This window comes from Hansschlegelia plantiphila, assembly GCF_027922265.1.
Classification (GTDB): domain Bacteria; phylum Pseudomonadota; class Alphaproteobacteria; order Rhizobiales; family Methylopilaceae; genus Methylopila; species Methylopila plantiphila.
Genome location: NZ_BSFI01000001.1, coordinates 184733 through 211192, shown reverse-complemented (window position 1 = coordinate 211192; position 26460 = coordinate 184733). Strand labels below are relative to the sequence as shown.

Sequence of the window (26460 nt, the reverse complement as noted above, 5' to 3'; positions counted from 1 at the left end):
CGGCCCTTTCTTTTTTGATCGTCATGCCCGCGAAGGCGGCGCGACGGCGAGCTGTGTTTCAGGGCGTCGAGATCGCCGCCGCCAGCGCCGGCGCCGCTGACTCGATCTCGGGGATGATCTCCGCCCGCAGCGTGTCGCGCATGACGTCGGCGACCTCGGCCGGCAGCCGGCCGAGCTGATGACGGTAGGCGACGAGGGTGAGCTGGCGGCGGAGCTGCGGGCCGGGCGTCGGCGCGAAGTCGATCCCGGAGAGATCATGCGCGGCCTCGAACAGGCAGAGCGGCGTGGTGATCGCGAAATGACCGCCGTTCGCGACCATGGCGGTGACGCCGTGAGGCGTGTCGAACTCCAGGCTGCGCGGCAGCTCCAGCCCGAGGCGCCTGAGGTGGCGGTCGATGTCGACCCCGGTGCTCGAGCGGGCGCTGTAGCGCGCGAAGCGCAGCTCTGCCGAGAGCCGCTCGAGATCGGCGACGGTTTCGACCGGCGCCGTCCCCTTCGGCGTCGCGAGCATGTAGCTCTCCGCCACGATCGGCCAGCGTTCGAGGCCCGGCATGTCGCCGAGGTCGTCGACGCCGATCATCATGTCGAGGTTGCGGGTGACGAGGGCGCTGGCGTGCGCCGCCGTGAGCCCTGAAAACACCGAGACCTCTTCGGCGCGGCCTGCGAGGTGGGCGGCGAGCGGGGCGGCGAGCGCCCGCGACAGCGAGTCGACCAGCCCGACGCGCACCAGCGGGAAACGGCGCCGGCCGGCCTCGCGCATCACCGGCGCGATCTGGCGGGCTTCCGACAGCAGCGCGCTCGCGCGCTGGCGGAGCAGGGCGCCGGCCGCGGTCAGCGCCAGCGGCCGCACGCTGCGGTCGAACAGCGCCGCATTCAGCCTCGCCTCGAGATCGGCGACCGCGAGCGACACCGCGGGCTGCGTCAGCCCGAGTCTGCGCGCCGCAGCCGCCATCCCTCCGGCGTCGCAGGCGGCGAGGAAGATCGACAGCGACCGGAGGTCGAAGGGCAGGTCGTCGGCGCGTGCGGACATGGAGAGCTTTCTCGACGCGCCGTGGCCCGGCCGAAGAGCCGGGGGCCCCGAACCTCGCCGCGCTCGCCCGGGCGCGACGGGTTCGCTTTCTTCCGTGAGCTCAGTGCGTCCGGGGCCAGGCTCAAGGCCGGACGCGACGGTGGCGCAGCCCCTACTATAACTCAAGCTTATATTGAGGCCGCAACCCGTCTGCGCGATGTCTTGTGGCGCGAACACGTTCGGGACCGCTCATGTCGACCGACAGCTACTCCATCTTCTCCGTCCTGCGCGAGGCGCTCCGCGGCCATACCGGATGGAAGCCCGCCTGGCGCGACGCCGCGCCGAAGCCGGCCTACGACGTCGTCATCGTCGGCGGCGGCGGCCACGGGCTCGCGACGGCGCACTACCTCGCCAAGGTCCACGGGATCACCAATGTCGCGGTGGTCGAGAAGGGCTGGATCGGCGGCGGCAATGTCGGCCGCAACACCACGATCGTGCGCTCCAACTACCTGCTGCCCGGCAACGTCCCGTTCTACGAGCACTCGTTGAAGCTGTGGGAGGGGCTCGAGCAGGACCTCAACTACAACGCCATGGTCAGCCAGCGCGGCGTGGTGAACCTGTTCCATTCCGACGGCCAGCGCGACGCCTACGCCCGCCGCGGCAACGCGATGCGGATGAACGGGATCGACGCCGACCTTCTCGACGTTCCCGAGCTCAAGCGCATCCTGCCGATGCTCGATTTCGACAACGCCCGCTTTCCGATCAAGGGCGCGCTGCGTCAGAAGCGCGGCGGCACGGTCCGGCACGACGCGGTGGCCTGGGGATACGCGCGCGCGGCGGACGGGCGCGGCGTCGACATCATCCAGAACTGTGAGGTCACGGGCTTCCGCATCGAGGGCGGCCGCATCGAGGGCGTCGAGACCACGCGCGGCTTCATCGGCGCGAAGAAGGTCGGGCTCTCCACCGCCGGAAACTCCTCGCGGGTCGCATCGATGGCGGGCCTGCGCCTGCCGATCGAGAGCCATGTGCTGCAGGCTTTCGTGTCCGAGGGGCTGAAGCCCTTCATCGACACCGTCTGCACCTTCGGCGCCGGCCACTTCTACATCTCGCAGTCCGACAAGGGCGGCCTGGTCTTCGGCGGCGACATCGACGGCTACAACTCCTACGCCCAGCGCGGCGCCCTGCCGACGGTCGAGGACGTCTGCGAGGGCGGCATGGCGCTGATGCCCTCGATCGGCCGCGTGCGGATGCTGCGCTCGTGGGGCGGGATCATGGACATGTCGATGGACGGCTCGCCGATCATCGACCACACGCCGGTCGAGGGCCTCTACCTGAACGCCGGCTGGTGCTACGGCGGCTTCAAGGCCACGCCGGCCGCCGGCGACTGCTTCGCCCACCTCATCGCCCGGGACGCGCCGCACCCGGTGGCGACCGCCTACCGGCTCGACCGCTTCGCCACCGGGCGGACGATCGACGAGAAGGGGATGGGCGCGCAGCCCAACCTGCATTGACGGCCGCGACGGACGTCCCGCCCGCCGTCTCCTCCGCGCTCTCTCACCGCTGAGCACGCCATGCGCATCGCTTGCCCCCATTGCGGAACCCGCGGCCTCGACGAGTTCGCCTATCTCGGCGACGCCACCGTCGTCAGGCCCGACCCTTCGGCCGAGAACGCCGAAACGGCGTTCGTCGAATACGTCTACCTGCGCGACAACCCAGCCGGACGCCATCGCGAGCTCTGGAGCCACGCGCTCGGCTGCCAGTCCTGGCTGGTCGTGACCCGCGACGTCCGCACCCACGCGATCGAGAGCGTCGAGAACGCCCGCGACGTCGCGACGGCGCGCGATCAGGGAGCCGGACAATGAGCAAGCCGCATCGTCTTCCCGCCGGCGGCCTCGTCGACCGCGGGGCTTCGCTCGCCTTCTCCTTCGACGGCAAGCGCTACGCCGGTCATCCCGGCGACACGCTCGCCTCCGCGCTGCTCGCCAACGGGGTGAAGCTTGTCGGCCGCTCGTTCAAGTATCACCGCCCGCGCGGAGTCCTGACGGCCGGCTTCGAGGAGCCGAACGCGCTGGTCGAGCTGCGCTCCGGCGCGCGCCGCGAGCCGAACACCAAGGCGACGGTGGCGGAGCTGTTCGACGGGCTCGAGGCGCGCAGCCAGAACCGCTGGCCGTCGCTCGCCTTCGACCTGCTCGCGGTCAATCAGCTGGCCTCGCCCGCCTTCGTCGCCGGCTTCTACTACAAGACCTTCATGTGGCCGGCGTCGTTCTGGGAGAAGCTCTACGAGCCGATGATCCGCCGCGCCGCAGGTTTGGGGCGCGCGGCCGAGGCGGCCGATCCCGACAGTTACGAGAAGACCACCGCGCATTGCGACCTGCTGGTCATCGGCGGCGGCGCGGGCGGCCTCGCCGCGGCGCTGGCCGCGGGCCGCGCCGGCGCGCGCGTCATCATCGCCGACGAGGATTTCGTGCTCGGCGGCCGGCTCAACGCCGAACGCCGGAGCGTCGGCGACGTCGCCTCGGCGGACTGGGCGGCGCAGGCCGCCGCGGAGCTCGCGAGCCTGCCGGAAGTGACCGTGCTGACCCGCACCACCGTCACCAGCGTCCATGACGGCGGCGTCTATGGCGCGCTGGAGCGCGTGTCCGACCATCTGGCGCAGCCGCTTTCCCATCAGCCGCGCCAGCGCTTCTGGCGCATCGTCGCCAAGCGCTCGGTGCTGGCGTCCGGCGCGCTGGAGCGGCCGATCCCGTTCGGCAACAACGACCGGCCGGGCGTGATGCTGGCTGGCGCGGTGCGCACCTACATCAACCGCTTCGGCGTCGCGCCGGGTAAGCGTGCGGTCGTCTACGCCAACAACGACGACGCCGCGGCGACCGTCGCCGATCTGGTCGCGGCCGGCTGCGAGGTCGCGGCGGTCGTCGACGCGCGGGGCGACGCCTCTGCGCTGCAGGCGACGGCGAAGGCGGCCGGCGCCCTGCTCGTCTTCGGCCGCACGGTGGCCCGCGCCTATGGCGGCCGGGTCGTCGAGGGCTGCGAGATCGCCGACGCCCGCGGAGACACCTTCAACGTGCCCTGCGACCTGATCGCGGTGTCCGGCGGCTGGAGCCCGGCGATCCAGCTCACCAACCATCTCAACGGAAGGCCCGCCTGGGACGACCGCCGCGCGGCGTTCCTGCCGGGCGTGACGCCGCCGGGCATGACGGTCGTCGGCTCCGCCAACGGCGATTTCGGCCTGGCCGAGACCTTCGCAACGGGCGCGCGCGCCGGCGCCGAAGCGGCCGCGGCGGAAGGCTTCTCCGGCGCGGGCTTCGAACTCCCCTCGGTCGAGCCCGAGGCCGGCGAAACCTACGGCGACGGCCCGTGGCGCCCGACGATCAAGCGCGGCAAGGCCTTCGTCGACTTCCAGAACGACGTCACCGTGTCCGACGTCGAGCTGTCGGCGCGGGAAGGCTTCCGTTCGGTCGAGCACCTGAAGCGCTACACCACGCTCGGCATGGCGACCGATCAGGGCAAGACCTCCAACGTCGTCGGCCTCGCGCTGATGGCGGAGATCACCGGCAAGTCGATCCCCGACACCGGCGTCACGATGAACCGGCCGCCCTACACGCCCGTCGCGATCGGCGCTCTCGCCGGCGCCCACCGCCACAAGGAGTTCAGGCCGACGCGTCTTCCGCCCAGCCACTTCTGGGCCGAGGAGCAGGGCGCCGTGTTCACCGAAACCGGCCAGTGGATGCGCGCGGCGTACTTCCCGCGCCGCGGCGAGGCGGACTGGTTCGAGACGATGGTCCGCGAAGTCGAGACCGTCCGCACCAAGGTCGGCGTCTATGACGCCTCGACGCTGGGCAAGATCGACATCCACGGGCCCGACGCCGCGACCCTGCTCGACAAGGTCTATGTCAACGCCTTCGCGTCGCTCGCCGTCGGCAAGGCGCGCTATGGGCTGATGCTGCGCGAGGACGGCGTGGCGATGGACGACGGCACCACGACCCGGCTCGGCGACCAGCACTTCTACATGACGACCACGACGGCCAACGCCGGCGCCGTCATGCGGCATCTCGAATTCGCCAAGCAGTGGCTGTGGCCGGAGCTCGACGTCCACTTCGCCTCGGTGACCGACCAGTGGGCGCAGTACGCGATCGCCGGCCCCCGCTCGCGCGACGTGGTCGCGGCCCTGGTCGATCCCGGCTTCGACGTCTCGAACGAGGCGCTGCCCTATATGGGCGCGACCGAGCTCACGGTGTGCGGCGGCGTGAAGGCGCGGCTGTTCCGTCTCTCGTTCTCGGGGGAGCTCGCCTATGAGCTCGCGGTCCCCGCCCGCTACGGCGACGCGATGATCCGCGCGATCGTCAAGGCCGGCGAGCCCTTCGGCATCTGCCCCTACGGCGCGGAGGCGCTCGCGGTGATGCGCATCGAAAAGGGCCATGCAGCCGGTCCGGAGCTCAATGGCAACACCACCGGGGCCGACCTCGGCATGGGGCGGATGATGTCGAAGAAGAAGGACTTCATCGGCCGCACGCTGGCGGGCCGCGAAGGCCTGGCCGATCCGTCAAGGCCCGCGCTCGTCGGGTTCCGGCCGGTCGATCGCACGGCGCGGCTTCGCTCCGGCGCTCATTTCGTCGCCCGCGGCGCCGAACCGACGGCCGCGAACGACGAGGGCTACATGACCTCGACGGCCTATTCGCCCTCGAACGGCCACTGGATCGGCCTCGGCTTCCTCGCTCGCGGGGCCAGCCGCATGGGCGAGATCGTCCGCGCCTACGACCCGGTCCGCGACGGCGACGTCGAGGTCGAGGTGGTCTCTCCCGTGTTCGTCGATCCCGAAGGAGCGCGCCTCCGTGCCTGAGCCCCTCGTCGCCCGCTCCGCGCTCCGCGCCCATGTCGCGCCCGTCGTCACGGCCTCCGTCGAGCCCGGGGTGACCTTGCGCGAACGCTCCGGCCTCACGCTCGCGACCGTCTCGGCGCTCGGTGGTCGGGACGCGGAGCTCGCCGACGCCGTGCGCTCCGCCTTCGGCCTCGAACTGCCCACGACGCCGAAGCGCGTCGCCGCGGGCGAGGCGGCCTTCGTCTGGGCGGGGCCTGGCAAATGGCTCGCGACCTCGACCGGCGCCGCCGACTTCGCGAGCCTGCCGGCCGGCGTCTCGGATCAGTCCGATGGCCGCACGGTGCTCAGCGTCTCCGGTCCGCTCGCGCGCGAGACGCTGGCGACGCTGATCGCCGTCGACCTCCATCCGCGCGCCTTCGCGGCCGGAGACGTCGCGCTGACGCACGCCGCCTCGATCGCCGTCCACCTGTGGCGCGTCGACGACGAAGCGGCCTTCGAGCTCGCCGTGTTCCGCTCCTACGCCGCGACGCTGTGGCGCTGGCTCGTCCATGCCGGCGCGGCGCGGAACATCGACGCACGCCTCGACGGCTAACTATCTGTGGCTCTCGCGACGCCGCGCTTGGGATTTGCGCGCGGCTTCGTTAGCGTGGCTGTCAGTTTCCTGCGGGGAAAGATCGCCATGGTCGAAAGCTCAGCGCAACCGCGCGCGCCCGGCAAGCCCGAGGCGGCTCCGGACGCAGGCGTCAAGGTCGAGGACGACGACTACGTCACCGGCTCCGGCGCGCCGGCTCCGGCCGAGCGACGCACCCTCGAGCAGGCGATCGGCCTGCAGATCCGTCACCACCGCAAGGTGATGGGGCTGACGGTCGCGGAGCTCGCGGCGGCGGCCAGCGTCTCCACCGGCATGCTGTCGAAGATCGAGAACGGCCAGATCTCGCCGTCGCTGACTACGCTGCAGACGCTGGCTGCGGCGCTGAACATGCCGATCAGCCTGCTGTTCTCGGAATTCGAGGAGCGGCGCGACTGTTCCTACGTGCCGGCCGGACAGGGCGTGGTCATCCAGCGCCGCGGCACCAAGGTCGGCCACAATTACGAGCTGCTCGGCCACATGCTGGGCGGTCCCGTCGCCTGCGAGCCCTACCTCATCACGCTGACCGAGGACGCCGCCCCCTACACCGCCTTCCAGCATGAGGGCACCGAGCTGATCTACATGCTGACCGGAGAGGTGGTCTACGCTCACGCAGGCAACAGCTACCACCTGAAGCCCGGCGACTCGCTGCTGTTCGACTCGGGCGCGCCGCACGGGCCGGAACGGCTCGTGGCGAAGCCGATGACCTATCTCTCGGTGATCATGTACGAGAAGGAGTGAGCGGAGCGGGCGCCGCCCGCTCGCCTCTCCCCTCGCGCCTTCCCTCGACCGGCGGTCGTCGACGGCATCCTTCCCCGCCCCTGATGCGTTTGCGTCCCATGCGTCTGCGCCCCGATACGCTCGCCTTGACCGCCGTGCTCGCGATGTTGACCGCGGTCGGGCCGCTTGCGATCGACATGTATCTGCCGTCCCTGCCGCACCTCACCAGGGCGCTCGGGGCCAGTCCGACGCAAGGGCAGCTCACGCTCTCGGCCTTCCTCGTCGGCTTCGCCGCGGGCCAGGTGGTCTACGGGCCGCTGTCGGACGCGCGCGGGCGCAAGCCCGTTCTGATGGCGAGCCTGACGCTGTTCACCTTCGGCAGCGCGTTGTGCGCTCTCGCCCCGACGATCGAGACGCTGATCGTCGCCCGGTTCCTGCAGGCGCTGGGCGGCGCGGGACCGGTGGTGCTGGCGCGCTCGATCGTCCGCGACCTCTATTCCGGCCCGCGCGCGGCGCGCGAGCTTGCGCGCATGGCGACGATCCTTGGGCTCATTCCCGCCGTCGCGCCGCTGATCGGCGGCGTGCTGGAGAGCGCCTTCAACTGGCGGGCGACCTTCGTGTTGCTGACCCTGCTGCTAGGCGGCGAGATGCTGATCGTGGCGGCCTTCCTGCCCGAGACGATCCGCCTGCGAGCGGTCGGCGCCGTCACCCCGCGCTCGGTCGCCGCGAGCTACGCCGTGCTGCTGCGCCACAAGGGCTTCCTCACCTATCTCGGCCTGACCGCGATCGCCTTCGCCGGGCTGTTCGCCTACATTTCGACCTCGTCCTTCATCCTGCAGTCGATCTACGGGCTGAGCGAGATCGCCTATGGCGCGGCCTTCGCGATCGGCGTCATCGGCTACGTCGGCGGCACGCTGGCGGCCGGGCCGCTGGTGCGGCTGCGCGGCCTCGACGGCGCAATCGGGGTGGGCTCGGCCGCGGTCGCGCTCGGCGGCCTGCTGATGCTGGCGCTGGTGCTGTTCGGCCCGCAGACCCCGGCCGCGATCGTCGGGCCGATGATGGTCTATATGTTCGGCGTCGGCCTGGTGATGCCGCAGAGCATGGCCTGCGCGCTGCAGCCCTTCCCGGAACGGGCCGGCGCGGCGTCCTCGCTGGTCGGGTTCGCGCAGATGACCTTCGGCGCGATCGTCGGCGTCGGGCTGGGACGGACGCTCAGCCTCGGGACGGTGCTGCCGCTGCCCATCGCCGTCTCGCTGTTCGGCGTCGCCACGCTGGCGCTGTTCCGCCTGTCCCGCAAGGCGCGGCGGAGTGGCGCCTAGCGGGGACAGCCGCGGACGTGCTCCTCCCTCGTGATATCCATAATATCCGCGCGCTCCCGCGCCGAAAGCGGCACGTCCGCGATATCATCGTAACTGCATCCCGCGCTCCCGAACGCGCGGATCGCGCGAGGAGTCTTAAAGCAGTAGCCGGCGTTTCTATAGATGGAGTTCCGCTCTCTCCATAGATCGGCGCAAATACTTTGGGAAACAGCGGGTGATGCCAGAAGCGCGAGCGCGCAAGAGGTTGCCAAGCGTAGTCTCACGGCGCATCCCCCATCGTTGACGCTGCGATACTAAGCTGATGTCACAGCCGTCGGAAGGTCAGGTAGGTGCCCCGCCGGCCTTCGCGGATCGCCTTGGCCTCGTAGCGCGTGCCGGGCCAGCCGGCCCATGGCGCCCGCCAGTCGCCCGGCCGTTCCGCGGTCCACTCGAAATCGGGGGAGCGCCGGACGCGCTCCAGCGTCCAGGCGACATAGGTGTCGATGTCGGACGCGAAGCGGAACGGCGCGCCCGGCGTCATGACGCGCGCGAGGCGGGCGAGGTTCTCGTCGGAGACGAAGCGCCGCTTCCAGTGACGGGTCTTCGGCCAGGGATCGGGATAGAGCAGGTCGACGCTCGCGAGCGACCCGGCGGGCAGGCGGTCGAGCAGCTTGGTCGCGTCGTCGTCGTAGAGCCGGACATTCCTCAGGCCCAGCGCATCGACGCCCGCGACGCCCTTGGCGAGGCCGTCGATGAAGGGCTCGACGCCGATGTAGCCGATATCAGGGTTTTCCTGAGCCCTGTGCAGCAGGTGCTCGGCGCCGCCGAAGCCGATCTCGAGGCGGACTTCGCGGACGGCGATCGCGAACAGCTCGGCGAGGGCGTCGGGCAGCGCCTCGACGTCCAGCTTCAGCCGCGGCAGGGTGCCGGCTACGGTCGCGGCGCGGCCGGCGCGCAGGGCTTTGCCCTTGCGCCGGCCGTAGAAGGAGCCGCCGCGGCGCTCATCGTCGGACATGAGGACGATCGCCGCGGCGGGAGATGTCAGGCGAGCGCGGACTTCAGCGCGTCGACGAGGTCGGTCTTCTCCCAGGAGAAGCCGCCTTCGGCGTCGGGCTCGCGGCCGAAATGGCCGTAGGCCGACGTGCGCGCGTAGATCGGACGGTTGAGCTTCAGATGCTGGCGGATGCCGCGCGGGCTGAGGCTGATGACTTCGCCGAGCACCTTCTCGAGCTTGGCCTCGTCGACCCGGCCGGTGCCGTGCAGATCCACATAGATCGAGAGCGGCTCGGAGACGCCGATGGCGTAGGCGAGCTGGATGGTCGCGCGGTCGGCGAGATCGGCCGCGATCACGTTCTTGGCGAGGTAGCGCGCGGCGTAGGCGGCCGAGCGGTCGACCTTGGTCGGGTCCTTGCCGGAGAACGCGCCGCCGCCGTGCGGGGCCGCGCCGCCGTAGGTGTCGACGATGATCTTGCGGCCGGTGAGGCCGGCGTCGCCGTCCGGACCGCCGATCACGAAGACGCCGGTCGGGTTCACGTGCCAGACGGTCTCGTCGGAGATCCAGCCCTCGGGCAGCGTCTCGCGGATATAGGGCTCCACGATGTCGCGGATGTCCTGCGAGGTCTGGTTCTCGTCATGGTGCTGGGTCGAGAGCACGATCGAGGTGACGCCGACCGGCTTGCCGTTGGCGTAGCGCACGGTGACCTGGCTCTTGGCGTCGGGTCCGAGCGTCGGCTGCTCGCCGGAGTGACGCACGTCCGCAAGGCGCTTCAGGATGCCGTGGGCGTAGAACAGCGGCGCCGGCATCAGCGACGGCGTCTCTTTGCAGGCGTAGCCGAACATGATGCCCTGGTCGCCCGCGCCCTCGTCCTTGTTGCCCGAGGCGTCGACGCCCTGCGCGATGTGCGCGGACTGAGCGTGCAGGTAGCAGGAGATGTCGGCGGTCTTCCAGTGGAAGCCGTCCTGCTCGTATCCGATGTCCTTGATCGCCGCGCGCGCGGCTTCGATCAGCTGATCTTTGGTGATGCTGTCGGGCCCGCGGACCTCGCCCGCGATGACGACGCGGTTCGTGGTGGCGAGCGTTTCGACGCCGCAGCGCGCTTCGGGCTCGGCTGCGAGATAGATGTCGACGATCTCGTCGGAGATGCGGTCGCACACCTTGTCGGGATGGCCCTCACCGACGGATTCGCTCGTGAAGAGATAGTCAGCGCGTGCCATCGGCAGTCCCCCGTAGCGGATGAAATGACGGATGCGTTCTGTCTTACGAACGGATCGTTCTTTCGCAGATGGGAGACGAACGGTCAAGATGCGGGCCCCTCCCGGCCCATGGATGGCGGGCCGGGGAGGTCGTTACGGCGCGCGCCCTCCCCAAGCCGGAGGGAAGGCGCAGGAGCGGCGTCGCCGCAGTCAGCCGGCCGCTTTGGCGGGCTGGTCGGCGAGCGCCGAAACGAGGTCGACGATCTTGCGCCGCACCTTCGCGTCGGAGATGCGGACGAAGGACTTGTTGAGTTGCAGGCCTTCGGTCGTGGTGAGGAAGTCCACCACGTAGTCCGAGCCATGGGCTTCGGCGAAGCCGTTGCCGCTGTCGGCGCCCGGCGCGTCGTCAAAGAAGTACGACACCGGCACCGCCATCACAGTGGCGATCTGCTGCATCCGACTCGCCCCGATGCGGTTGGTGCCCTTCTCGTACTTCTGGATCTGCTGGAAGGTGATCCCGAGGGCCTCTCCCAGTTTCTCCTGACTCATGCCTATCAAGACGCGCCGCATCCGCACCCGACTGCCGACATGTTTGTCGACCGGGTTCGGGATCTTCTTGAGCATTACGTCTTCTCCTCGGACTATCGTGCGGCGTCGCCCCCGCCGTACAACTCCTGTCAGCCATGCACGAACGCCACGAGCGCCCTGCTTTTTTCCCGCCGAAGCGGCGTGAGGTCGAAAGATGGACACTTCGCATTTGGCTTGTCAAACACGGGAACGTGCTACGAATACGAGAGACAGAAAAATAACGGGGAAAGCGAGAAAGAGCCTGCCCGAGGTTGTGACGAACACCGTCGGCTCAATCGCGAGAGGCAAAAAACCATCGACGACTCCGCGGGTTCCGAGCGGGAGCGCCTCCACGATGCGGCCGTAGGCGTCGACGATCGAGGAGATCCCGCCATTAGCGGAGCGCACCATCGGAAGACCCTGTTCGACCGCCCGGACGCGCGCTTGCGCCGCATGCTGATAGGGGCCCGGCGTGCGTCCGAACCAGGCGTCGTTGGTGACGTTCAGCAGGAAGTCCGGCCTCTCCTCGCCGTCCGAAACCTCCTCCGGAAAGATCGCCTCGTAACAGATCAGCGGCCGGAAGCGGGGGCCCTGCGGCAGCGCGATCACCGCCTGCCGGACGCCGCTGGCGAAGCCGCCGCGCTGCCGGGTCACCGCCTCGAGCCCGAAGGACTCCAGCAGGGTCTGGAACGGCAGGTATTCGCCGAACGGCACAAGGTGGATCTTGTCGTAGGTGGCGAGGATCGAGCCGTCGTCGCCGACCAGATGCAGCGCGTTCCAGTAATCTGCGCCGGCGCCGTCGGCGCGCCGTTCGCCGCGGACCGAGCCGGTGGCGAGCGTCGCGCCGCGGGCGAGGCTGCGGCCGATCCGCGCAAGCGCGTCGGGCGCGCGCGAGAGCAGGAACGGGAACGCCGATTCCGGCCAGACGACGAGCTCGGCGTCGGCGAAACCGCGATGTTCTGGCCCGCGCGCCTCATCGGACAGGGAGAGGTACGTCTCCATGATCGTGTCGCGCTCCGCCTCCTGCGACTTCATGTCCTGCGGGATCTCCGGCTGGATCGCGCGGATCCTGACGCGCGCGTCGAAGCCGGTCTGGGCGAGATAGTTCAGGCGCACGCCTCCGAACCCGGCGAGGCCTATGAGAGCGAGCGCGGCGGCGGCGAGCAGCCGGCGTGAGGGGATCGGATCTGCGAGCGTCGCCGGCGCCGCGAAGATCGCGATCGCGACGAAGGTGAGCCCCTCGACGCCGACGACCGACGCGAATTGCCCGAGCCAGGGCTGGTCGGCCAGCGCGTAGCCGAACGAGTTCCAGGGAAAGCCGGTGAAGATGTGCCCGCGGAGCAGCTCGCCGAGGCCGAGCGCCGCGGCGAAGGCGAACACGCGCGGCCAGCCGGGCGACCAGATGAGGCGCGCGAGAGCGAAGGCCAGAGCCGTCGTGACGCCCAGCAGCGCCGGCAGCCCGGCGACCGCGACCGGCAGCAGCCAGCCGAACACGTCGGCGTCGACCAGGAAGGCGGAGCCGATCCACCACAGGCCGGCGAGGAAATAGCCGAAGCCGAAGACGAAGCCGACCCACGCTGCGGCGAGGGCGCTACGCGCCCGCGTCTCGGCCGATGCGCCGTCGATCAGCCAGACCGCGACGGGCAAGGTCAGCGCAAGGATCGGCCAGACCCCGAAGGGCGGCATCGCGAGCGCCGAAAGGGCGCCGGCGGCGCAGGCCATCAGCGCGCGCCGCCAGCCATGGGCCAGGGTCACCCGGGCGGCGAGCGCGGAGAGGGCCTCGAAACGTCGCGTCATGGGTCGCCCGATGTCCGCGGACGCCAAAGGTCAGGCGGCGTCCGCTGCGTCTCCGGGCCTATCCGATTCGCCTTCGCCGTGCTTGGGGCCGACGCCGCCGATCCGAACCTCGATGACGCGGCGGGGATCCGCCTCCCGCACTTCGAGGCGGTGGCCGCCGGGCCCGTCCACCACGTCGCCCTGCAGCGGCACGCGGCCGGCCAGCGTCACGATCAGGCCGCCGATGGTGTCCACCTCGTCGCGGAACGGCCCGACGTCGAAGCTCGGGCCGACGGCTTCGGCGACTTCCTCCAGCGGCGCGCGGGCGTCCGCGATGAACCCGCCCTCGCCGTCGGCGCGGATCGAGGCCACGGCCGCGTCGTCATGCTCGTCCTCGATGTCGCCGACGATGGTCTCGACGAGATCCTCGATCGTCACCAGCCCGTCGACGCCGCCATATTCGTCGACGATCAGCGCAAGGTGGATATGAAGCGACTGCATGCGCGCCAGCAGGTCGGAGGCCGGCATCGAAGGCGGCGCGTAGATCACCGGCCGCGTCACGTCGAGCTCGCCGATGCGGGCGCCGAGATCGACGGCGGCGGGGTCGAACACCTGGCCGCCGCCCTGGGCGACATGCGCGAACAGCGCCAGCGCGTCCTTGACGTGGACCATGCCCTTCGGCTCGTCGAGCGAGCCCTGATGGACAGGCAGCCGCGAATGGCCGCCGTCCGCGAAGGTCAGCAGCAGTTGGCCGAAGGTGACGTCCTCGGACACCGCCACGATGTCCGCGCGGTGAACCATCACGTCGTCGACGCGCGTGCCGCGGAGCGCGAGCACGTTGCGCAGCAGCGTGCGCTCCTGGGTGTTGACGGAGAGATCGTCGCTCTCCTCGAGAGCCTCGGCGATGTCCTCGCGCACGGTCGGGTGAGCGCCGAAGCCCACGAAGGTTCGGAGGCGCTCAACCCAGTTCTCGCGCGCCTCCCCCTCTGCGAGGACGGCGGCGCCGGGACGGGGATGGCGTTGGGGAGAGGACATCGGTCTTTACTGTTCGCGTTGCAGGTCAGGCGGCGGATTCGTCGGGAAGCGGCAGATAGGGATCGGCGATCCCGAGCCGAGCGAGGGCGCGGGTCTCGATCGCCTCCATCTCCTCGGCCTCGCCGTCGTCGAGATGATCGTGGCCGAACAGGTGGAGCACGCCGTGGATCACGAGATGCGACACGTGCTCGGAGAGCGGCTTGCCCTCCTCGCGGGCTTCGCGCTCGACGGTCTCGAAGGCGAGGATCACGTCCCCCAGCATGGCGGCGTCGGCCGTCTCGTCCGGCTCGACCGCCGGGAAGGTCAGCACGTTGGTCGGCTTGTCCTTGGCGCGCCATTCGGCGTTGAGCGCCTTGACCCGGGCGTCGTCGGCGAGCGTCACCGAGAGCTCCGCGTCGGCCAGACAGACGAGCCGGGCTTCCGCGAAGACCGCGGCGGCGGCGGCTTCGACGATCGCTTCGGCGTCGGGGAGGGCGTCCCACAATTCACTGTCGCGCACGGTCTCGAGCGCGACGGGGGGAGGTCGATCCGGGCTCATGGCTGGAGGATCATACCGCAGGACTCGAATGCGCGCCCTCATAGGCTCGCACGATCCGCGCGACGAGTTCGTGGCGCACGACGTCGGCCGCGGTGAAGCGCGTCACGCCGACGCCTTCGACGCCTTCGAGCAGGCCGACCGCCTCGGCGAGGCCGGACACCTGCCCCGGCGGCAGGTCGATCTGCGTGGGGTCGCCCGTCACGATCATGCGGCTGTTCTCGCCGAGGCGGGTGAGAAACATCTTCATCTGCATCGAGGAGGTGTTCTGCGCCTCGTCGAGCAGCACGATCGCGTTGGCGAGGGTCCGGCCGCGCATGAAGGCGAGTGGGGCGATCTCGATCATGCCGGACGTCATGCCACGCTCGACCTTCTCCGGCGGCATCACGTCGTAGAGAGCGTCGTAGAGCGGACGCAGATAGGGATCGACCTTCTCCTTCATGTCGCCGGGCAGAAAGCCGAGCCGCTCGCCCGCCTCGACCGCGGGGCGCGAGAGGATGATCCGGTCGGCCTCGCCGCGCTCGATGAGGGCCGCGGCCCATGCGACGGCGATGTAGGTCTTGCCAGTGCCGGCCGGGCCGGTCGCGAACACCAGCTCGTGCTTGCCGAGCGAGCGCATATAGGCGTCCTGCGCGGCGGTGCGCGCGACGATGGTCTTCTTGCGGGTCGAGACCTGCGCGAAGCCGGGCCGCGGGCCTTCGCCCTCGGCGGTCGGGAACAGCTGGCCTTGCGCGAGCGCGGCCCGGATCGCGCCGTCGACGTCGCCGAGCGCGACGCCCTCGCCGCGCCGGACCCGGTCGTAGAGGCTTTCGAGCACCTTGCGCGCCTGTTGGCAGGCGTCCGCCGGCCCGCGCAGCGCGACATGGTTGCCGCGCACCGTGGCCTCGATGCCGAGCCTGCGCTCCAGGAAGGCGAGGTTCTGATCGTGGCTTCCGAACAGGCTGGAGGCGTGACGGTTGTCTTCGAAGGCGATCGTCACCTCCGCCGGCGCCCCGCTCCTGTCCGGAGAAGGCTTGCGGGGGGCGGCGCTCTTCAGCGGGTCGAAACCGCGCACAATCGTCTCAGCGCTCAAACGGCGGCCTCCGCGAGCATGGAACGGGTTTCGCGCGCGCCGCCCGCGGGCTCGGCGAACAGGCTGTTTGGACCGACGTCGACGACGTCCGCCTCGATCAGATCGCCGATCCGGGCGCCGGGCGCCACGAGCTGGACGGGCTGGAGATAGGGCGAGCGTCCGGCGATCTGGCCGGCATGGCGTCCGGCCCGGTCCAGCAGGACCTCGATCCGCCGTCCGACGAGCGCGCGCGCGAACGCCGCCTGCTGGTCGGCGATCAGCGCCTGCAGCCGGTGAAGCCGCTCGGTCTTGACCTCCTCGGCCACCTGGCCGCCGCGGTCGGCGGCCGGCGTTCCGGGGCGCGGGCTGTATTTGAAGGTGAAGGCGCTGGCGTAGGCCGCCTCGCGCGCGATCGACATCGTCGCCTCGAAATCGGCGTCGGTCTCGCCGGGGAAGCCGACGATGAAGTCGCCGGAGAGCGCGAGATCGGGCTGCGCCGCGCGGACCCGTGCGATCAGCCTGAGGTAGTCCGCCGCCGTGTGCCTGCGGTTCATCGCGGCCAGCATCCGGTCCGAGCCCGACTGCACCGGCAGATGAAGATAGGGCATCAGCTTGGGGCAGTCGCGATGGGCCGCGATCAGGTCGTCGCCCATGTCGCGCGGGTGGCTGGTGGTGTAGCGCAGGCGCGCAAGTCCGGGGATTTCCGCAAGCTCGTAGAGCAGCCGCGCGAGCGACCAGTCCCGGCCGTCCGGTCCTTCGCCGTGATAGGCGTCGACGTTCTGGCCGAGCAGCGTCACCTCGCGCACGCCCGCTGCGACCAGGCGTTCGGTCTCGGCCACGATCTGCGAGACCGGCCGCGAGGATTCGGCGCCGCGGGTGTAGGGGACCACGCAGAAGGTGCAGAACTTGTCGCAGCCTTCCTGCACCGTCACGAAGGCGGTGACGCCGCGGGAGGCGATCGCCTTCGGCGTCGGCGGGCTCAGCCGCTCGAACTTGTCCTCGACCGCAAAGTCGGTGTCGACCGGCCGCGCGCCGGCGCGCGCCTCGCGCAGCAGGCCGGGCAGGCGCTGGTAGCTCTGGGGCCCGACCACGAGGTCGACGACCGCCGAGCGTTTCAGGATCTCCGCGCCTTCGGCCTGCGCGACGCAGCCGGCGACGGCGACGATCGGGCTGCGGCCGGTCTCGGCCTTCATCTTCCGGATGCGGCCGAGCTCGGAATAGACCTTCTCGGCGGCCTTCTCGCGGATGTGGCAGGTGTTGAGGACGATGACGTCGGCGTCTTCGGCGGAGGCCGCGGCGACGTATCCCTCGGGCGCCAGGGCGTCGGCCATACGCTCCGCGTCATAGACGTTCATCTGACAGCCGTAGGATTTCACGAACAGTTTTGGCTGACTGGCTGTCATTCGACGCGGTTCTTGGCGGCTCCGGCGGGCGGCGACGCGCCGGCCCTTGCCTCAAGCCTTACCGCGAATCCGACCCGGAGAGAATAGCGGCCGCCGCATCATTGAAAGGCGCCGCGCGGAGGGCCGTCGGCCCCAAGACCCTTGCGCGGGTCCGGTCCCGCCTTGCATGTGCTGGCCGACACGCTTGGAAACCGCCCGCGATGCAACTCCGCCTTCCAGACAGGCACGCCGCCGATCTTCGCCTCGCAGCCAAAGTTGCGGCGGCCGCGGTCTCGGCCTTCGTGCTCGCCACGCTGCTCCAGCTGCCCCAGGGCTACTGGAGCGTGATCTCCGCGCTGATCGTGGTGCAGGCGAGCGTCGGGGGTACGGTCGCGGCCGCCCAGGAGCGCGCGGTGGGCACGCTCGCCGGGGCGCTGGTCGGGGGCGCCGCGGCGTTCCTGCACCCGCATTCGCTGATCGCGACCTCGGTGACGCTGACCGTCGTCGTGGCCGCGCTCAGCTTCGCAGCGGCGGGGCGGCCGATGCTGCGGCTCGCCCCGATCACGGCGGCGATCCTGCTGGTCGCGACCGCGAACCAGACCAACACGCTCGAGATAGCGGCCGAGCGCGTGCTTGAGGTTCTGATCGGCTGCGCGATCGGCGTCGTCGCGACGCTTGTCGTGTTCCCCGCGCGCGCCGACCACGACGTGGCGCGCGAGGCGCGCGCGATCGCCGGCGATCTCGCGGCTCTCCTTCACGGCGCTCCCGGCCGGCGGCGCGGCCCGGACACCGCCCACATCCTGCTCGGCGTGCAGGACTCGATCCGCCGCAAGCTGGCGGCCCTGGAGAAGACGGTGGCGGACGCCCGCCGCGCTCCGGGCGGCCGCGCGAGGGCGGAGGCGAGGGCCTCGCTCGCCCGCGCGCTCTGGCGCGTCCGCAACGATGCGGTGAGCGTCGAGCGGGCGCTCGCGGCGGCCCCGGACGCGACGCGGCGGATGGTCGGCCCGCTCGCCGACGAGACGATACTCGCCGCAGCCGACATGCTGGAGGATATCTCCGCCGGTCGCGATTCAGCCGCCGCGCGCGCCGAAGCCGAACGCCGGCTCGCGGCGCTCGACGACGCCGTCGCTCATCTCAGGGACGGCGAGACGGTCCGGCTGATCGACGTTGCGGCTGCGGTCCCGACGATGGGCCTCGTCTTCGCGCTGCGGAACCTCGCAGGCAATCTCGGCGACCTCGCCGATCGCCTCGGCGAGGCCAGGGAGATCGCGGCGGAGGCCTGAAGCGTCGCCGATTCAGACTGACCCGCCGCCGTCATGCCCGCAAATGCGGGCATGACGGCGTGTTTCCGTCTGAGGCGAATAGATTAATCGACGCTCGCGCCGCCCGCGACCAGCCATTGCGGGTCGAACCAGCGGTCGGCCTCGCCGTCGTATGGCAGGCGGTTGATGTCCCAGTGGCGGATGAAGGGCGCATAGACGCCCCAGGCGACCGGACCGCCGCCGACATAGACGATGCGGTCGGGAAACTGCGCCAGCACCTCGCGCGGGTCCATGTGCGAGCGGATGACGAACAGCGTGCGGTCGCCGCGAGCGAAATCCGGGATGGCGCCGATCGTCTTGGCGCCCGCGATCAGCACGTGGCCGCGGGTGATGTCGAAGAAACGGGCGACGTCGGCGGTGAATTCCGGCCGCTGGTCGCCCTCCCACGGCAGGACCCCGTTGAGACCCATCTGGCCGCGAAGGCCGATGGCGCAGATCGAGCGGACGTCGGGCATGTCGGAAGCCTCCTTCGAGCGCCTCTCATGCCCCGGCGCATCCCCCGCATCCATGTTTTTCTTTCCGGAGGTCGGAGCTTTCAGCCCGCCGTGACGATGGCGCCGCCCGCGTCGGGCCGCACCAGCGCCGCCGCTTCCTCCGCGCTGACCTGGCCGCCATAGAGCGCGCCCTGGCCCTGCCCGCAGCCCTGCAGCGAAAGCGTGGTTCTCTGCTCTTCGGTGACGACGCCGTCGGCGATCACTTCGAGATCGAGGCCCTGGCCGATGCCGATGAGCGCCCGCACCATCACGGCCGCCTGCCGGTCGTGGCCCATCGCGCTGATGAAGCTGCCGTCGATCTTGACCCGATCGAGCTTCAGGCGGTGGAGGTTCTTCAGGTCCGAATAGCCGGTGCCGAAATGATCCGCGACGATCGAGACGCCGGCGCTCCGCAACGGCGTCAGGAGTTTGGAGGCCGCCTCGGCCTCACGCATCAGCGCGCCTTCGTCGATCTCGACGTCCAGCCGCGCCGGAGCGAGCCCGGTCTCCGCCGCGACCGCAAGGATGCGCGGCCCGAAGCCGGCGTCGAGCAGCAAGGGGCCCGGCAGGTTGAACGAGAGCCGGACGGTCGGCGGCCAGGAGGCGGCGGCCGCACAGGCCTTCCGAAGCGACTGCTCGGTCAGCGCGCCGAGCAGCCCGGTCTCCTCGGCGATCGGCAGAAAGCGTTCCGGCTCGATCTCGCCGAGGACGGGATGCGTCAGGCGAGGGGAGGCCTCGAAGCCGGCGATCCCGTCTCCCCCGATGAGCGACGTCGGCTGAAAGCGGATAACGAAACTGTCGCTCTCCACGGCGTCTCTCAGGGCGCGCTCGAGAGCGTCGCGTTCGTGAAGGCGGGCGTCCATCTCGGGCTCGAAGAACCGGATTCCGGTGCTGCGCTCGGCCTTGGCGCGGTAGAGCGCGACGTCCGCCTTGCGCAGCAGCTCGATGGCGGTCAGCCCGTCATGCGGAGAAAGCGCTATGCCGACGCCGGCGCCGACGGGGTGGCCGACGCCATTGATCGCGACCGGCGGCCCGAGGTTTTCGACGATCCGGCGCGCGATGGTGGAGGCGCCTTCCGCTCCGACGACATTGCGCGCGATGACGGCGAATTCGTCGCCGCCGAGGCGCGCCACCAGATCGTTCTCCCGGACCGCCCGCAACAGCCGCGCTCCGACGTGGATCAGCACCTCGTCGCCGACGGGGTGGCCGTGGACGTCGTTGATTTTCTTGAAGCCGTTGAGGTCGACCATGAAGATCGCATGCGCTTCGGGAGCGGACGGCACGACCTTGAGAGCGGCCGTCAGGGCCTCGTCGAACTGGCGCCTGTTCGGCAGCCCAGTGAGCGGATCCTGAAGCGCGAGAGTGAGCACCTCCTGCTCGGCCGCGAGGCGCTGCGCGTTCTCTCTCTTGTGATCGCGCGCCCGACGCCACGTGTAGAACAGGACGCAGCACATCGTCAGCGTCGTCAGCACGAGCAGCTCGTCGAGTTCGATGGTCTGCTGGCGCGGCGGGAGGCCCGCCTCGTTTTCGAAGACGTCGACTTCAAAGGCGAACAGCGCCGCGACCCCGAGGAAGATCAGGACGAGGCCGGCGTCGAAGATCTTGACCCGGTTTCTCAATACGCGAGCCTTCAGGGAGTCGTAGCCTGCGAGGGCGATTTGCAAGGGTGTGATCCGGAAAAGGGGCTTCAGCCTGAACGCGCAGCCTTAACGCTCCGTTGCCGCCCGGCGCCGACCCCCCAACCCTTGCGATATCCGGCCGACGGGCGTATATCCGACCTTCTCAATGACATCGTCGATTGGCTCTCAGGGCCTTATCGAGGGTGGGTCCTCCGGGGCCCGCTCCAAAACTGTTTAGGCTTCAAGACCCTTCATGGCAGACGGCATCGCGCTCGACATCGACAGCCCGCTGGACGAACCGCGCCTCGTGACCGAGGCCGGAGTCGACGCGCGGGTGGCGGCGATCGTCGCGCCGACGCTGCTCGACCTCGGCTTCCGGCTGGTGCGGGTGAAGAGTTCGGGCCGCAACGGCTACACGTTGCAGATCATGGCCGAGCGGCCGGACGGCACCTTCACTGTCGGCGACTGCGAGGCGGCCTCGAAGGCGATCGCGCCGGTGCTCGACGTCGAGGACCCGATCGACCGCGCCTATAATCTCGAGATGTCGTCGCCCGGCATCGACAGGCCGCTGGTGCGGGTCTCGGACTTCGTGCGCTGGGCCGGCCATCTCGCCAAGGTCGAGATGGAGGTCCCGGTCGAGGGACGGAAGCGCTTCAAGGGCGTGTTCGAGGGCGTCGAGGGAACGAACGCCATCATGCGCCGCGACGACGCCGCCAAGGGCGAGACGTCCCGTTCGGTGCTGCCGATCGCCGATATCGGCGAGGCGAGGCTGATCCTGACGGACGACCTCGTCCGTGAGGCGCTGCGCCGCGCCAAGGCTGCGGGTCGCGCGCCGGACGACGCGCCGGAAGTCCCGGTCGCCGACGACGGACATGACGACGGGAGCGATCAGAAGGTCGCGCCGAAAGGACGGAGGTAAACGCTCATGGCGGTCAGCGCCAACAGGCTCGAGCTACTGCAGATTGCGGAAGCCGTCGCCCGCGAGAAGGTCATCGACAAATCCATCGTCCTCGAGGCGATGGAGGACGCGATCCAGAAGGCGGCGAAATCCCGCTACGGCCAGGAGACCGAGATCAAGGCCGAGATCAACCCGAAGTCGGGGGACATCCGCCTGTCGCGCCTGATGCTGGTCGTCGACCTCGTCGAGAACGACAACATCGAGATCGGGGTCGAGGCCGCCCGGAAGAAGAACCCCGCGGCGCAGGCCGGCGACTACATCGCCGAGACGCTGCCGCCCTTCGATTTCGGCCGCATCGCCGCCCAGTCGGCCAAGCAGGTCATCGTGCAGAAGGTCCGCGACGCCGAGCGCGACCGTCAGTACCAGGAATACAAGGACCGCATCGGCGACATCGTCAACGGCCTCGTGAAGCGCGTCGAATACGGCAACGTGGTCGTGGACCTCGGCCGCGGCGAGGCGATCGTGCGCCGCGACGAGCTGCTGCCGCGCGAGCTGTTCCGCGTCGGCGACCGCGTCCGCGCCTATGTCTACGACGTCCGCCGCGAGCCGCGCGGACCGCAGATCTTCCTGTCGCGCACGCATCCGCAGTTCATGGCGAAGCTGTTCGCTCAGGAAGTGCCGGAGATCTATGACGGCGTCATCGAGGTCAAGGCGGTCGCCCGCGACCCGGGCTCGCGCGCCAAGATCGCGGTGATCTCGCGGGATTCGTCGATCGATCCGGTCGGCGCCTGCGTCGGCATGCGCGGTTCGCGCGTGCAGGCGGTGGTGCAGGAGCTCCAGGGCGAGAAGATCGACATCATCCCGTGGTCGCCGGACGCGGCCACCTTCATCGTCAACGCGCTGCAGCCGGCCCAGGTCGTGAAGGTCGTGCTCGACGAGGACAGTGAGAAGATCGAGGTCGTCGTTCCCGACGACCAGCTGTCGCTCGCGATCGGCCGCCGCGGCCAGAATGTGCGGCTCGCCTCCCAGCTCACCGGCTGGGACATCGACATCCTGACCGAAGCCGAGGAGAGCGAGCGCCGCCAGAAGGAGTTCCTGGCGCGCACGCAGACCTTCATGGAGGCGCTCGACGTCGACGAGACGCTGGGCCAGCTGCTCGCTGCCGAAGGCTTCAGCTCGGTCGAGGAGGTGGCTTACGTCGATCTCGGCGAGCTCGCCTCGATCGAGGGCTTCGACGAGGAGATGGCCGGCGAAATCCAGCGCCGCGCGCAGGACAACCTCGCCCGCATCGAGGCTGAGCACGACGCGAAACGCGTCGAGCTCGGCGTCGAGGACGAGCTTCGGGAAGTGCCGGGCGTGACGACCGCGATGATGGTCGCGTTCGGCGAGAACGACATCAAGTCCGTCGAGGATCTCGCGGGCTGCGCCACCGACGATCTCGTCGGCTGGATCGACCGCTCGGGCCCGGAGCCGCGCCGCGAGGCCGGCGCGCTCGACGGCTTCGAGATCAGCCGCGACGAGGCCGAGGCGATCATCATGCAGGCTCGCGTCAGGGCCGGCTGGATCACCGAGGCCGACCTCGCCCCGCCGGCCGAGGAGCCGAGCGAGGACGAGGCCGAACCGGCGGCTGTGTAAGGGAGCTTTCGTCGTGATGGCCGAGCGCGAGGACGATCGCAAGGCGCCCGAGCGCACCTGCGTCGCCACGCGGACGGTCCGCCCCGCGGAGGAGCTGATCCGCTTCGTCCGCGCCCCGGACGGCAGCGTCGTCCCGGACCTGAAGCGCGAGCTTCCCGGCCGGGGCGTCTGGGTGACGGCGACGGCGGACGCCGTCCGCATCGCCGTCAAGCGCAAGGCGTTCGCGCGCGGGCTCAAGGAGTCCGCGACGGTCGATCCCGGGATCGACGTCGCGGTCGACGAACTGATCGAGCGCCATGCGCTCGCGATGCTCGGCTTCGCCAACAAGGCGGGCCGGGTGATCTGCGGTTTCGCCAAGGTCGAGGCGGCGCTCCTCAAGGAGCCCGTCATCGCCTTGATCGAAGCTCAGGACGCGGGCGCCGATGGCGTCCGGAAATTGGCGCAGGCTTGGACGCGGACCGGAAAGAGCGCTCCGGCCCGCGTGTTAAGGCTGTTCCGCACGTCCCAATTGGACTTGGCGTTGGGGCGGTCGAATGTGGTACATGCAGCGCTGCTCGCAGGCCCGGTCAGCGCAGCCTTCCTCGCGCGATGCAATGCGCTCGCGCGGTATAGGGGCGTGAGCGACGGGCTCGACCAGGCGGAGGCCGCCGGGTCGAATGCGGCATCGGGCGAAGAGCCCGCAGAAACGGACAAGGCATGACGGATACGAAGAATACCGGCGACAAGACCCTGACGGCCTCCCCGAAGACGCTCACGCTGAAGCGTCCCTCGGAGCCCGGAGTGGTGCGGCAGAGCTTCAGCCACGGGCGCACCAACGCCGTCGTGGTCGAGAAGGTGAAGCGCCGCATCCTCACGCCGGCAGAGGTCAAGGCCGCCGCGGCGCCGCCGCCGGTGGCCGCCGCGCCGCGTCCGGTCGCGCCAACTCCGCCGGCCGCCCCGCCTCGCCAGGAGGCCGCGCCCGCAGCCGCAGCCGCCGCCGCCGCCGCGCCGCAGGCCGCCCCGCGGCCGAGCGCTTCCGCGCCTGCCGCTGCGCCATCGCGTCCCGCTTCCGGATCGCCGCGGCCGTCGAGCCCAGGCATGGTGCTGCGCACGCTCACCAATGACGAGATGGGCGCCCGCGCCCAGGCTCTCGCCGGCGCCCGGGTGCGCGAGGCCGAGGACCGCAAGCGCGCCGAGATCGAGGCTCGCGCCCGCATCATCCGTGAGGCGAATGAGGAGCGCGAGCGGCTGGCCGCCGAGGCCCGCAAGCGCGAGGAGGACGCCCGTCGCGCCCACGAGGACGAGACCCGTCGCCGCGCCGAGGCCGAAGCCGCCAAGCGGCTCGGCGAGGAAGCGCCGGCCGAGCGGTCCGCGCCCTCTCCGTCTTCGTCGGCCCCGCCGCCGCGCCGCAGCAGCCCGCCGCCGTCGCTCGGCGCGCCGAGCCGCCGTCCGTCAGGTCCGGAGACCGAAGAGCCGGCCCGCGCCCCCGTGCGCCGTCCGGGCGGCGGCGGTCCGATCCGTCCCGTGACGCCCGCAAAGCCCGAGCGCGCCCGCGTCGTCCCGACGAAGGAGCGTTCGCGCCTCACCATCACCACCGCGACCGGCGCGGGCGGCGACGAGCGCTCGCGCTCCGTCGCGTCCTACCGCCGCCGCGTGCAGCGCATGTCCGGCAAGGGCAGTCAGGAGCCCAAGGAGAAGCTGGCCCGCGAAGTGGTCGTCCCCGAGACGATCACCGTGCAGGAGCTCGCGAACCGCATGTCGGAGCGCGCGGTCGACGTCGTGCGCCTGCTGATGAAGCAGGGCGTCATGAAGAAGATCAACGAGCTGATCGACGCCGACACGGCGCAGCTGGTCGCCGAGGAGCTCGGCCACACCGTCCGTCGCGTGGCGGAATCCGACGTCGAGGAAGGTCTGTTCGACGCCCCCGACGCTTCGGAGGTGCTGACCACCCGTCCGCCGGTCGTGACCATCATGGGCCACGTCGACCACGGCAAGACGTCGCTGCTCGACGCCATCCGCCACACCACCGTGGTGAAGGGCGAGGCCGGCGGCATCACCCAGCACATCGGCGCCTATCAGGTGACCACGCCGCTCGGCGGCAAGGTGACCTTCATCGACACGCCCGGCCACGCCGCCTTCACGGCGATGCGCCAGCGCGGCGCTCGGTCGACGGACATCGTGGTGCTGGTGGTCGCAGCCGACGACGGCGTCATGCCGCAGACGGCGGAAGCCATCAATCACGCCCGTGCGGCCGGCGTGCCGATCATCGTGGCGATCAACAAGATCGACAAGCCGGACGCCAAGCCCGAGCGGGTCCGCTCGGAACTGCTCCAGTACGAGATCCAGGTCGAGTCGCTGGGCGGCGAGACGCTCGAGGTCGAGGTTTCCGCCAAGGAGCGCCTCAACCTCGACAAGCTGCTCGAGCTGATCCAGCTGCAGGCCGAACTGCTCGACCTGAAGGCGAACCCGGATCGTCCGGCGGAAGGCGTCGTCATCGAGGCCAAGCTCGACCGCGGCCGCGGTCCGGTCGCGACCGTGCTCGTGCAGCGCGGCACCCTTCGCCAGGGCGACGTCATCGTCGCCGGTGCGGAATGGGGCCGGGTGCGCGCGCTGGTCGACGACAAGGGCAAGGCGGTCTCGGAGGCGCCGCCTTCGATGCCGGTCGAGATCCTCGGCTTCAACGGCGCGCCGGAGGCGGGCGACCGTCTCGCGGTGGTCGAGAACGAGGCCCGCGCCCGCGAGGTCGCCGAATATCGCCAGCGCCAGAAGCGCGAGCAGGCGGCGGCCCGCGCCACGGTCCGCGTCAGCGGGCTCGAGGAGATGATGTCGCAGATCAAGACGGCCGGGAAGAAGGAGTTCCCGCTCGTCATCAAGGGCGACGTGCAGGGCTCGGTCGAGGCGATCGTCCAGGCGCTTGAGAAGGTCGGCAACGACGAGGTGGGCGTCCGCGTCCTGCTCTCCGGCGCCGGCGGCGTCACCGAGAGCGACGTCATCCTCGCCGCGGCCTCCAACGCCGTGGTGCTCGGCTTCAACGTGCGCGCCCTGAAGGACGCCCGCGACGCCGCCGACCGCACCGGCACCGAGATCCGCTACTACAACATCATCTACGACCTGGTGGACGACATTAAGTCCGCGATGTCGGGGATGCTGTCGCCGGAGCGGCGCGAGGACTTCCTCGGCAACGCGGAAATCCGGGAGATCTTCGCGGTCTCCAAGGTCGGCAAGATCGCCGGCTGCCTCGTCACCGAGGGCGTGGTTCAGAAGGGCGCGAGCGTCCGCCTGATCCGCGAGAACGTGGTGATCCACGAGGGCAAGCTCGCGACGCTGAAGCGCTTCAAGGACGACGTCCAGGAAGTCCGCGCCGGCACCGAGTGCGGCATGTCGTTCGAGAACTACCAGGACATGCGCGCAGGCGACGTCATCGAGTGCTACCGCGTCACGGAAGTGAAGCGCTCGCTGTAACCGCGATACGGTGGCGTCCCGGCCTTGAGCCGGGACGCCAGAACCGCTGCGGCCGCCGA

23 protein-coding genes are annotated in these 26460 nt (G+C 70.2%); 11 read left to right on the top strand and 12 right to left on the bottom strand.

The annotated features are described in order from the left end of the window. Positions 1–58: 58 nt before the first annotated feature. Positions 59–1030, bottom strand: coding sequence for a LysR family transcriptional regulator (locus PKE75_RS00975; RefSeq protein ID WP_271166818.1), 972 nt, complete (start codon positions 1028–1030; stop codon positions 59–61). 230 nt (positions 1031–1260) lie between these two features. On the opposite strand from PKE75_RS00975, the gene PKE75_RS00970 reads away from it, so the two are divergent. The 6 genes from PKE75_RS00970 (at position 1261) to PKE75_RS00945 (ending at position 8495) form a co-directional block, all read left to right on the top strand. Beyond that, positions 1261–2520: a sarcosine oxidase subunit beta family protein gene (locus PKE75_RS00970; protein WP_271166817.1), complete on the top strand. Its 1260-nt coding sequence runs from the start codon at positions 1261–1263 to the stop codon at positions 2518–2520. Positions 2521–2580: 60 nt separating this feature from the next. Further along, the gene (locus PKE75_RS00965; protein WP_271166816.1) at positions 2581–2871 is read left to right on the top strand and encodes a sarcosine oxidase subunit delta; all 291 of its coding nucleotides are present in this window, start codon (positions 2581–2583) and stop codon (positions 2869–2871) included. Then, a complete protein-coding gene (locus tag PKE75_RS00960; RefSeq protein ID WP_271166815.1) occupies positions 2868–5849 on the top strand; it encodes a sarcosine oxidase subunit alpha family protein in 2982 nt (993 codons plus the stop codon). Before PKE75_RS00965 ends, PKE75_RS00960 begins: the two co-directional genes overlap by 4 nt. Then, positions 5842–6420 (top strand): sarcosine oxidase subunit gamma, encoded by a 579-nt coding sequence (locus tag PKE75_RS00955; RefSeq protein WP_271166814.1) that lies wholly within the window; start codon positions 5842–5844, stop codon positions 6418–6420. The genes PKE75_RS00960 and PKE75_RS00955 overlap by 8 nt, the downstream gene beginning before the upstream one ends. A gap of 87 nt (positions 6421–6507) precedes the next feature. Continuing rightward, positions 6508–7197, top strand: a complete 690-nt coding sequence (locus tag PKE75_RS00950; RefSeq protein WP_271166813.1) for a helix-turn-helix domain-containing protein — start codon at positions 6508–6510, stop codon at positions 7195–7197. A 98-nt stretch (positions 7198–7295) separates the two neighbouring features. Next, a complete protein-coding gene (locus PKE75_RS00945) occupies positions 7296–8495 on the top strand; it encodes a multidrug effflux MFS transporter (RefSeq protein ID WP_271166812.1) in 1200 nt (399 codons plus the stop codon). Here PKE75_RS00945 and PKE75_RS00940 read toward each other — a convergent pair. From PKE75_RS00940 to miaB, 9 genes are all read right to left on the bottom strand, one after another. Then, positions 8492–8758: a YARHG domain-containing protein gene (locus PKE75_RS00940; protein ID WP_271166811.1), complete on the bottom strand. Its 267-nt coding sequence runs from the start codon at positions 8756–8758 to the stop codon at positions 8492–8494. The two genes, PKE75_RS00945 and PKE75_RS00940, sit on opposite strands and share 4 nt — an antisense overlap. Positions 8759–8799: 41 nt before the next feature. After that, positions 8800–9489 carry a tRNA (guanine(46)-N(7))-methyltransferase TrmB gene (gene trmB / locus PKE75_RS00935; RefSeq protein WP_271166810.1) on the bottom strand — a complete coding sequence of 230 codons (690 nt, stop codon included), beginning with the start codon at positions 9487–9489 and terminating at the stop codon, positions 8800–8802. A 26-nt stretch (positions 9490–9515) separates the two neighbouring features. Continuing rightward, complete coding sequence (metK, locus tag PKE75_RS00930; protein ID WP_271166809.1) at positions 9516–10688, bottom strand: methionine adenosyltransferase; 1173 nt, start codon at positions 10686–10688, stop codon at positions 9516–9518. 189 nt (positions 10689–10877) lie between these two features. Next, positions 10878–11291: a helix-turn-helix domain-containing protein gene (locus tag PKE75_RS00925; protein WP_271166808.1), complete on the bottom strand. Its 414-nt coding sequence runs from the start codon at positions 11289–11291 to the stop codon at positions 10878–10880. Positions 11292–11432: 141 nt separating this feature from the next. Continuing rightward, on the bottom strand, positions 11433–13031 hold the full coding sequence (lnt, locus tag PKE75_RS00920; protein WP_271166807.1) for an apolipoprotein N-acyltransferase: 1599 nt from the start codon (positions 13029–13031) through the stop codon (positions 11433–11435). A 30-nt stretch (positions 13032–13061) separates the two neighbouring features. Next, positions 13062–14045 (bottom strand): hemolysin family protein, encoded by a 984-nt coding sequence (locus PKE75_RS00915; protein ID WP_271166806.1) that lies wholly within the window; start codon positions 14043–14045, stop codon positions 13062–13064. A 25-nt stretch (positions 14046–14070) separates the two neighbouring features. Further along, positions 14071–14583 (bottom strand): rRNA maturation RNase YbeY, encoded by a 513-nt coding sequence (ybeY, locus tag PKE75_RS00910; RefSeq protein ID WP_271166805.1) that lies wholly within the window; start codon positions 14581–14583, stop codon positions 14071–14073. 10 nt (positions 14584–14593) lie between these two features. Then, complete coding sequence (locus tag PKE75_RS00905) at positions 14594–15652, bottom strand: PhoH family protein (protein WP_428979080.1); 1059 nt, start codon at positions 15650–15652, stop codon at positions 14594–14596. Next, positions 15649–17034, bottom strand: a complete 1386-nt coding sequence (miaB, locus tag PKE75_RS00900) for a tRNA (N6-isopentenyl adenosine(37)-C2)-methylthiotransferase MiaB (protein ID WP_271166804.1) — start codon at positions 17032–17034, stop codon at positions 15649–15651. The genes PKE75_RS00905 and miaB overlap by 4 nt, the downstream gene beginning before the upstream one ends. A gap of 200 nt (positions 17035–17234) precedes the next feature. On the opposite strand from miaB, the gene PKE75_RS00895 reads away from it, so the two are divergent. Beyond that, a complete protein-coding gene (locus tag PKE75_RS00895; protein ID WP_271166803.1) occupies positions 17235–18296 on the top strand; it encodes an FUSC family protein in 1062 nt (353 codons plus the stop codon). A gap of 83 nt (positions 18297–18379) precedes the next feature. On the opposite strand, the gene PKE75_RS00890 is transcribed toward PKE75_RS00895, so the two are convergent. Together PKE75_RS00890 and PKE75_RS00885 are read right to left on the bottom strand one after the other, a co-directional pair. Then, positions 18380–18790, bottom strand: a complete 411-nt coding sequence (locus PKE75_RS00890) for a diacylglycerol kinase (protein ID WP_271166802.1) — start codon at positions 18788–18790, stop codon at positions 18380–18382. Between the two features lie 80 nt (positions 18791–18870). Beyond that, positions 18871–20472, bottom strand: coding sequence for a putative bifunctional diguanylate cyclase/phosphodiesterase (locus PKE75_RS00885; RefSeq protein ID WP_271166801.1), 1602 nt, complete (start codon positions 20470–20472; stop codon positions 18871–18873). A 208-nt stretch (positions 20473–20680) separates the two neighbouring features. Here PKE75_RS00885 and rimP point away from each other — a divergent pair, with 208 nt between their 5' ends. Genes rimP through infB form a run of 4 tightly spaced genes read left to right on the top strand, consistent with a single transcriptional unit; the run spans position 20681 to position 26401 of the window. Continuing rightward, positions 20681–21346: a ribosome maturation factor RimP gene (rimP, locus tag PKE75_RS00880; protein WP_271166800.1), complete on the top strand. Its 666-nt coding sequence runs from the start codon at positions 20681–20683 to the stop codon at positions 21344–21346. 6 nt (positions 21347–21352) lie between these two features. Beyond that, positions 21353–22960 carry a transcription termination factor NusA gene (nusA, locus tag PKE75_RS00875; RefSeq protein ID WP_271166799.1) on the top strand — a complete coding sequence of 536 codons (1608 nt, stop codon included), beginning with the start codon at positions 21353–21355 and terminating at the stop codon, positions 22958–22960. A 16-nt stretch (positions 22961–22976) separates the two neighbouring features. Next, a complete protein-coding gene (locus PKE75_RS00870; protein WP_271166798.1) occupies positions 22977–23660 on the top strand; it encodes an RNA-binding protein in 684 nt (227 codons plus the stop codon). Continuing rightward, complete coding sequence (gene infB / locus PKE75_RS00865) at positions 23657–26401, top strand: translation initiation factor IF-2 (RefSeq protein WP_271166797.1); 2745 nt, start codon at positions 23657–23659, stop codon at positions 26399–26401. The genes PKE75_RS00870 and infB overlap by 4 nt, the downstream gene beginning before the upstream one ends. The last annotated feature ends 59 nt before the right edge of the window (positions 26402–26460 follow it).